The organism is Rhodoferax sp. UBA5149 (genome assembly GCF_002413825.1).
In the GTDB taxonomy this organism is placed as follows: Bacteria; Pseudomonadota; Gammaproteobacteria; order Burkholderiales; family Burkholderiaceae_C; genus Rhodoferax.
The window spans coordinates 1-7,330 of the sequence record NZ_DHXT01000144.1; the positions used below are offsets into that span (position 1 = coordinate 1).

13 protein-coding genes and 1 pseudogene are annotated in these 7,330 nt (G+C 56.3%); all 14 read left to right on the plus strand.

Annotated features, from left to right (window positions below; translation table 11 throughout):
• Positions 1 to 861: pseudogene (locus tag B3V69_RS12395) on the plus strand (hypothetical protein); the annotation flags it as partial.
• A 129-nt stretch (positions 862 to 990) separates the two neighbouring features.
• The gene (locus B3V69_RS12400; RefSeq protein WP_296446977.1) at positions 991 to 1,335 is read left to right on the plus strand and encodes a hypothetical protein; all 345 of its coding nucleotides are present in this window, start codon (positions 991 to 993) and stop codon (positions 1,333 to 1,335) included.
• Between the two features lie 16 nt (positions 1,336 to 1,351).
• Positions 1,352 to 1,777, plus strand: a complete 426-nt coding sequence (locus B3V69_RS12405) for a DUF5681 domain-containing protein (RefSeq protein WP_296446979.1) — start codon at positions 1,352 to 1,354, stop codon at positions 1,775 to 1,777.
• Positions 1,764 to 1,985, plus strand: coding sequence for a hypothetical protein (locus B3V69_RS12410; RefSeq protein WP_296446981.1), 222 nt, complete (start codon positions 1,764 to 1,766; stop codon positions 1,983 to 1,985). Before B3V69_RS12405 ends, B3V69_RS12410 begins: the two co-directional genes overlap by 14 nt.
• Positions 1,982 to 2,155 carry a hypothetical protein gene (locus B3V69_RS12415; protein ID WP_296446983.1) on the plus strand — a complete coding sequence of 58 codons (174 nt, stop codon included), beginning with the start codon at positions 1,982 to 1,984 and terminating at the stop codon, positions 2,153 to 2,155. The genes B3V69_RS12410 and B3V69_RS12415 overlap by 4 nt, the downstream gene beginning before the upstream one ends.
• A complete protein-coding gene (locus B3V69_RS12420) occupies positions 2,152 to 2,460 on the plus strand; it encodes a hypothetical protein (protein WP_296446984.1) in 309 nt (102 codons plus the stop codon). Before B3V69_RS12415 ends, B3V69_RS12420 begins: the two co-directional genes overlap by 4 nt.
• A gap of 148 nt (positions 2,461 to 2,608) precedes the next feature.
• On the plus strand, positions 2,609 to 3,022 hold the full coding sequence (locus tag B3V69_RS12425; protein ID WP_296446986.1) for a hypothetical protein: 414 nt from the start codon (positions 2,609 to 2,611) through the stop codon (positions 3,020 to 3,022).
• A gap of 540 nt (positions 3,023 to 3,562) precedes the next feature.
• The gene (locus B3V69_RS12430; RefSeq protein ID WP_296446988.1) at positions 3,563 to 3,778 is read left to right on the plus strand and encodes a hypothetical protein; all 216 of its coding nucleotides are present in this window, start codon (positions 3,563 to 3,565) and stop codon (positions 3,776 to 3,778) included.
• The gene (locus B3V69_RS12435) at positions 3,775 to 4,335 is read left to right on the plus strand and encodes a hypothetical protein (RefSeq protein WP_296446990.1); all 561 of its coding nucleotides are present in this window, start codon (positions 3,775 to 3,777) and stop codon (positions 4,333 to 4,335) included. Before B3V69_RS12430 ends, B3V69_RS12435 begins: the two co-directional genes overlap by 4 nt.
• On the plus strand, positions 4,328 to 4,621 hold the full coding sequence (locus tag B3V69_RS12440) for a hypothetical protein (protein ID WP_296446992.1): 294 nt from the start codon (positions 4,328 to 4,330) through the stop codon (positions 4,619 to 4,621). Before B3V69_RS12435 ends, B3V69_RS12440 begins: the two co-directional genes overlap by 8 nt.
• Positions 4,614 to 4,916 carry a hypothetical protein gene (locus tag B3V69_RS12445; protein ID WP_296446994.1) on the plus strand — a complete coding sequence of 101 codons (303 nt, stop codon included), beginning with the start codon at positions 4,614 to 4,616 and terminating at the stop codon, positions 4,914 to 4,916. The genes B3V69_RS12440 and B3V69_RS12445 overlap by 8 nt, the downstream gene beginning before the upstream one ends.
• A gap of 966 nt (positions 4,917 to 5,882) precedes the next feature.
• Positions 5,883 to 6,299 carry a MerR family transcriptional regulator gene (locus tag B3V69_RS12450; protein ID WP_296446996.1) on the plus strand — a complete coding sequence of 139 codons (417 nt, stop codon included), beginning with the start codon at positions 5,883 to 5,885 and terminating at the stop codon, positions 6,297 to 6,299.
• Positions 6,296 to 6,733 carry a PaaI family thioesterase gene (locus tag B3V69_RS12455; RefSeq protein ID WP_296446998.1) on the plus strand — a complete coding sequence of 146 codons (438 nt, stop codon included), beginning with the start codon at positions 6,296 to 6,298 and terminating at the stop codon, positions 6,731 to 6,733. Before B3V69_RS12450 ends, B3V69_RS12455 begins: the two co-directional genes overlap by 4 nt.
• Positions 6,730 to 7,140, plus strand: coding sequence for a PaaI family thioesterase (locus B3V69_RS12460; protein WP_296447000.1), 411 nt, complete (start codon positions 6,730 to 6,732; stop codon positions 7,138 to 7,140). The genes B3V69_RS12455 and B3V69_RS12460 overlap by 4 nt, the downstream gene beginning before the upstream one ends.
• Positions 7,141 to 7,330 lie beyond the last annotated feature (190 nt).

The window sequence follows — 7,330 nt, forward strand, 5'->3', positions numbered from 1 at the left end:
ACAGTGAAATCGATGAAGAACCAAAGTTTAAAGGTCGTTGAGCAGCAAACAGAAGGCATCTCCAAGCAGCTCGAAAAACAACTTGAACACAATGCGGCTATTGGTAAAACAAAAGAGCAGATTGCCGAACTTACTGCGTCACGCCTGTATGACCAGGCAGCACAAAAAGACGATGTAGCGTCAACGCTAGAACTTTTTGAAAAATCAAACCTATTGAGCGAAGAGTATCGAAAGCAAGCACAGTTATTGCGAGACCTTGCAAAAGCTGGGCAGGTTGGCGAAGCCGCTCAAATGTCTTCAGACCTAAGCAAGACTGTCGAAGGCGGCCTGAAAAGCGCCATTACCGCGGCATTCAACGGAAGCCAAAACCCGATTGAGTCATTCGGAAATGCTCTAGGCAAAGCTGTAGAAGCCAGCCTGGTAAATAGCATTGCCGATTCCATGGCAAAGCAATTTACAAGCTCAACCATTGGCAAAGGCCTGATGGCACTGTTCTCCGCTGACGGCAACGCATTCGGCTCCAGCAGCGTCCATGCCTTCGCGGACGGCGGCGCGTTCACAAACTCCATCGTGTCTCAACCCACGCCGTTCGCCTTTGCCAACGGTGGCAGCTTCGGTCTAGGCGTCATGGGCGAGGCAGGTGATGAAGCGGTCATGCCATTGACCCGCGACTCGTCTGGCAAGCTGGGCGTCAAGGCATCCGGCAATACCGCCCCTGTTCAGCCCATCGTCGTCAATCAATACTTCACTGTGGGCGACGTCGCCAGCGTCAGCATGGTCCGCCAAGCCGTCGCAGGCTCCGAGCGCCGAATCGCTGCTGGCATTGGACGGTCGCAGCAGTATGGCGGGTCGATGGCATGACCACGGATATGACCTGCCAGACCTGCATACACCGCCTGGACGTGACGCTGTGGGGCTTATGGATGGCGACAGGGTGCCGCGTGGGCTGGTTATCTGTGCCAACTGTCAACAACACAAAGGACAAACCGAATGAATGACCGCGAAATTCTCGCCGCCTGTCTGCGTTGGCATACCGCCCATGCCCGCCGCCTTGAAATCGGGGCTGCAAAACGACGCTTTGATAAAGCCGTAAAAGAGGCATACGACAGGAGCGGCTTTCATCCCTGTGACCCTGGCTACCTTGAGGCGTGCCGGGTTAGAGCAGCAGCCAGTGAAGCCGGGGAGCGCCTGACCCCAGCGCGGAGAGCCGAGTTGGCCGCGCTGCGAGCCCTTGCCAAAGTTTGCGCGAAGGTGCGAGGGAATCAACAACACGTAACAGACGCCGATGTGATTGATGTGCCCATGCTGCTGACCTGCGACCGCTTCACTGATTGAACAGGAAAAAATCAAAATGACAGAACCAAAGAAAAAACGGGGCTCATGGAAGCCTGGACAGAGTGGCAACCCAGCCGGACGCCCGCCCGGTGTGGGTGAAGTGTCCAAGCTTCGCGCCGGCATCGCCGCCCATGTGCCCGAGCTACTGGCCGCCATGATGAGAAAAGCACTTGAAGGCGATGTAGGCGCCGCCCGCCTGCTGCTGGAGCGTGCCATTGCTCCGCTGAAGGGGGTAGAGCAGGCCGTAGCGCTGCAACTGCCCAACGCTGGGACACTGACCGCCAAAGCAACCGCCGTGCTGAATGCTGCCGCCGCTGGCGACCTTGCACCTGGACAGGCCGCGCAACTGATAGCCGCATTGGGCACGCTGGCCAAAATCAGCGAGGTCGACGAACTGGCCGCCCGCATTGCTGCACTGGAGGCCCAACATGGCAACGCTTAAAACCCGCCTTGACGCTCGATTGCTGGCGCTGGAATCCGCAACGCAACCGAGAAGCCCATACGCCGTGCCACTAATGCCCGGCTGTACGCGCCTGCCCTTGTTGGTGTTGCGTGGCCCTGATGAACTGGCAGAGCTTGCCCATGCCCGCGCCCGTGGGTTTGTGGCTGAACTGGAAACACCAGAAAATAACGCGAGGTTTTTAGGATGAACGCACTTACCCGCCGCCTTGAGGCATTGGAAGCGACCGACAGTGACCAAGCAAAGCGACTGCCCGATGTGGTGCCTGATGACACGCCAGATAGTGAGCTTGCACGCCTTCGCAAGCGGGGCCGCGAGGTACTGCGCTATTCTGAGTTTCTGGAGCAATGCCTACTATGAAATCACTGAGCGCAAGGCTGGCAAAGCTGGAGCAAGTCGCAACCCCTGACGCACCCCGCGTTATCTGGCTGTGCGTTACCCCCGCAACAAAGGACGCCATACCCAAGCATGACAGCGACGTGATTGGGTGCCACAGCATGGGCCGCAAGGTGTCGCGCCTGGCTGGCGAACCCATCGAAGCCATGGAAGCCCGCGCCGTGCGTCTGGTGCCCGATGCCGTGCTGTGGTTCATGGCCTATGCCAGCAGGGAATCCAGCCGCGCCGTGTTTGAGGGCTGTATTGAAGCGGTGCCGATATTGCATTGATGCCTGTTACTGGGTAACGCCAGCCCCAGCCCGACAAGCTGGGTTTTTTTGATTAGCTTTTTTTCGAATCCTAAACGGACGATACTTAAGCATACAGAGCCGAGAAGGCCGGTAAGTCGTTGGAATTACTTAACCAAAGGGATAGGCGATGAAAACAAATCTAGCTAAATTATTTATTTATGCGCTTATCGCGCTCCCGGTAATTTCACACGCCGATGCAGATAAAAGGACACCATCCGAAAAATATCAGGGGGCTATTTCGTTTGCTTTGTCGATGTGCACCTTTGCATTTATAGAGGCGCAAGCAGGTGGTAGGCAAGAGACTCAATCATGCATTGATGACGGACGGGTGAGTATTAAAAAAGAATACGACTCCTTTTCTAAACTGATAAAAAAGCCACCGGCAAAATCTGCCCTAAAAGAGCACTACATTGCAGGCATATCTGCCCTGAATGGAATTCAACCTCAGACCCAAGAGCGGAAATTTAACTATGACAAGAGGCAAGGCGACAACCAAGCAAAAATTGATGACCTATGGGTCAGATTTGAGACCGAGAACTGAGTCTCTAGCACCCGGCCAATAACCGACCACCAAAGCAGTTTTTTATGACTGCCCTTGTCGTGGCGGTCAAGAAACCCCGCAATTAATTTCGCAATTTCTGCGCATTTATCCGAACGATAACGCAACACCTTATTTGAACTTTCCCCAATGACAGAGGGAAACAAGGCCGGTTTATATCGCAACAATTCCTGAACGATTCCGCCGCAATAACTGCGCATTTGGTTCGCACCTGGAGCAATGACAGGGGGAGTATCGGGCGGCACGACGTCAGCACTGAGAAAACATTGTTACAAACCCGATTCCGGAATCCCGGTGTCGGGTTGTGCTACAGTTCGTTCCGGTGCTATCCACACCACAAAACAAGCGGGCAACCTCCCCGACAGCGAGGTTTTTTCACGTCCTAACACTTTGGTTTTGGGGTTGGGAGTGCCAAACCGTAAGGCTGGCAGCACAACTTGTTTTGTGTGGATATACCCAGCCCCACCTTATGGCCTAGCCAGTCAGAAGGCGGGTTTTCAGTCTCAACAAGGAGCCGAAACCATGACCACGGTCACCACCACCACGCCCACCATGGGCATCACATCCCCCATAGCCCGGCAACAGGCCATTGAAAACGCTTTGAGCCTTGCGCTCTGGCACATTCGGCAGGACGTAGCACCAAGGCACATCCATGCGGCCACCGTGAAGGCCGTGCGGGCCGCTGCAATGCTCAAACACGCCTGCGCTGAGTCTTCTATCAGTGGGGTGACAGCATGAGCGCCACCACCCCAACAACCGAGCAACTGCGCGTTGCGGTCACTGAAATGCACAGCATGTCGCAAAGCGCATTCACTGAAATATCGACCTTCGCCAGGCTGGCCCTTGCCTCGCTGGAAACCCCGCAGGCATATGCCAACATCGAAAGCCTGGCCACCGTCCTAAGTGCCATTTGGGGTAAGGCCATGGACGCAGATAACTGCATCCGCGCAGAAGCGGAGGGCGTGGGGTGCAACTACGTGGACGAGGCTCGGCGATGCCGAATGGATGCCGAGCGCAAAGCCAGCGAAACCACCAGCGGGGCGGGGTGTCCCATGGATAAACCCATTCCGGCAGACAGGGCATACATCGCGTTGCAGGCATCCTGGGAAATCGATGGCATCTCGGAACTGGTGCACGACCATATGAGTCTCGACCCCGACAACCTTCCGCACCGCGCTTTGCTTCGCCGTTGCAAGCGACTATCGAGCATCATCATGTCGGCGCTTGGAGAACCCGACATGGGCTGCGACAAACTCGAACTGATGCTGAACGATGAGGAGGTGGCTCATGTCTAACGCAACGACCTTTGCAGAGGCAAACGCACCTACCGCCGACCAATTCGAAAAGACCATTGGCGATTTGTTTTCAAAGATTTCCTATGCCATGTTGCATCGTGAAACACTCGTTGGCATGGCCGGAGAGTTAGTTTTGAATGGCAATGTGCCCGAAGAATTGGGAGCCATCGTCTACGCCATGAACGGCTTGCGCGACGACATTCCTTCCATGGTTCTCACCAATTTGCATGACTCCGTGAGTCTGCTTATTGAGCGCGTGCGCAGCCTGGAGGTGTCCCATGTCTGATACCGCCCAAATCTTCGCATTTCCGACAATATTTGCCGCAGCGGTACAACAAACATGCACTCGCGGTCGCCATCCAAAAGAGATTGCACTTCTTTGGATGAAGCGGGACGAAATGCGCAGTCTGCGACACAACAGCGAACATGCAAAAAAGGCAATTGCCGCGGCACGCGAAAACGTCGAATGCGCACGCGAAAACGTCGAATTCGCAGAGCGCATAGCGCATTCATACAGGTATGCGCTGGCCCAGCTTCTTCAAACCCAAGAAAAGCAGTCGGCACACATGGCATCGACCTAATCCAGTTTTGCCCCGGCCTAGCCCGCAACCCGGACGCAAAGACAAGCCCGAAACGAACACTGTCCAAAATTGGACCGTGCACTGATGCGAAGGGCTGAATTTTTAGCCCAGTACATGGCCAGCCCCTTCATTGGGGCTTTTTTGTGCGCAACGGCTCTGGAATATCCGCGCATAAATCCGAACAATAGCCGAACGGTTTCTGAACACCGGGCGGCCTGCACCCCAATGCTGGCGCGGTTCTCTCTGAAATGCTGCTGCGCGTTTCGAAACAATTTCCGAACGAATAAAGCCGAATTTCCGCGCAAATAGGTGCGCATTTCCCCGATGATTGGTGCGCGACATGGGGGAGTATCTGCAACGGCTGGCCAGCAACCACCTGGCGTAGTGCGGTAGCCTCCCAACAGGCGCAAGCCTCCCGCTTCACCTCCCTGAGCGGGCCTTGATGTGTGACAGCAAAAAGGGTTCAAGCCCCGGCCCTTGTGCTGGGGTTTTTTTTGGGGCTGGTGGCGGGCGTGTCAAATCCCCAACAAGGTAGACACATTCACTATTGATGGTATTTATGCTGGTAGGTTTCAATTGCTGTATAGAAGAACACAGCATCCATGCGGGTTGCAGCTCGATTTACCATCCCCGCCAGCGCACTCGCTATCCCTGCGATGGAGTGCCAATTTCTTTGAGTCTTGGTTGGGCCGCGCCCGTGTGTTCGCCGTCGTGCGATTGACCAAAGGTGAATATTGGCTCCGTGCCCAAGAAGATCCGCGCTGGTTGCCTATGTGTTTCGCTGATGGTTAGCGAAAGAAACACCCCCTGCAACGCGATCCAGTTGACCTCCCGCTCGTCAAGATACTCCGAACCTTGCAGCACTGGCTGAAAGCCGGTGTGAAACGACATCATCGCCAGCGAATCTGCCGTAGTTAACGCTCGTCCCAAGCTTCGCATTATGCGAAGCTTGCTATAGTCGTTTTCATGAAAGTCTCTGAACTCGCGCAACGCACTGGGGTCTCGGCGCACCGGCTACGGCGCTATGAAGAACTGGGGCTGGTCCGCGCCGAACGCAGCGCGGCGGGCTACCGCGAGTTTGCCGAACGCACGGTGCGCGAGGTGATTTTCATCGCCATGGGCCGCGACCTGGGCTTCTCGCTGAAAGACTTGAGCGAGACCCTGCCGAGTTACCGGGCGGGCACCCTCACTTTCGATCAAATGGTTGAACGCATGCAGAGTCGCATTGTCGAAGTCGATGTGCAAATCGCCGCGCAGCGCGCTTTGCGCAAGAAATTGGCGTCGCACATTGCATGGATGGAAAAACGCAAGCACCAATTCGACGCGCGTGAGCAAGACAAATCACCTTCACCTTGGCCCAAACCACGAAAGACAAAATCATGACTGCAACAATCCCCATGCCTGAACAGGTGCGCCGCGCCGTGCTCGCTATGCCGATGGCGCAAACGCTGAAACTCGCGTTTCGCCGCGTCGAACCAGGCGATGTCGAGCTGGAGATCCCGGTGCAAGAGGCTTGGTGCTTTCGCCCTGGGCAACTACAGGCGACCGCTGTTTTCGCCGCCGCTGACTTTGCCGCCGTCGCCGCAGCTGGCACGCTGTTGCCTACGGGGTTCATCAACGCCACTATCGACGCATCATTGAAACTGGTAGCCCCTGCGCGGGGCAGCCACTTGGTGGCTCGGGGTCGAGTTATAAGCCAGTCACGACTGCTCACGGTATGTGCTGCCGACGTGTTTGCGGTGCACAACGGCGAGGAAACGCTGTGCGCCACGCTTTTGGGCACCACGCGCAACATCGACATGGGAGGCGCACCATGATGCCCGTCGGCTACCGGCAACACACCCGTCACAGCCCACTGACCGCCCCCTGGGAACCGTTGTTCGCGCGTGAGACCCCAAATGCCATTCAGCTGGCATTGGAAATTCGTGAAGCCCACTGTAATTCGCGCGGCTTCGCCCACGGCGGCCTGATCTCTGCGCTGGCTGACAATGCGATGGGTTACTCGGCCGTGCGCCAAGCCCGCACACACGAAGGCACGGAGAAGGTCAGCGCTGTGACGGTTTCGCTGGCGGTGGACTTCATTGACGTCGCGCGAGTGGGTGACTGTCTCGAATTTCAGCCCACCTTGCTGAAGGTGGGGCGCACACTGGCATTCGTGGACTGCCGCGTGGTCTGCGGCGAGCGGCTGATCGCCAGGGCTAGCGCGAGCTTCCGGATGGGTTAGCAGTGTGGTTCAATCTTGCGGGACCACTCGATCAAGGTCAAGTTGCTGGTGATCGGCACACTGGCGATCATCAAGCGTTGGCAAAACGCCCACGCAGATACGTGACAATCGCATGGGAATCGGTCATCCATTCCGTGCTACCTGCCTGATCGGTAATTTTCAAGCACGGTACCTTGGTCTGGCCGCATCC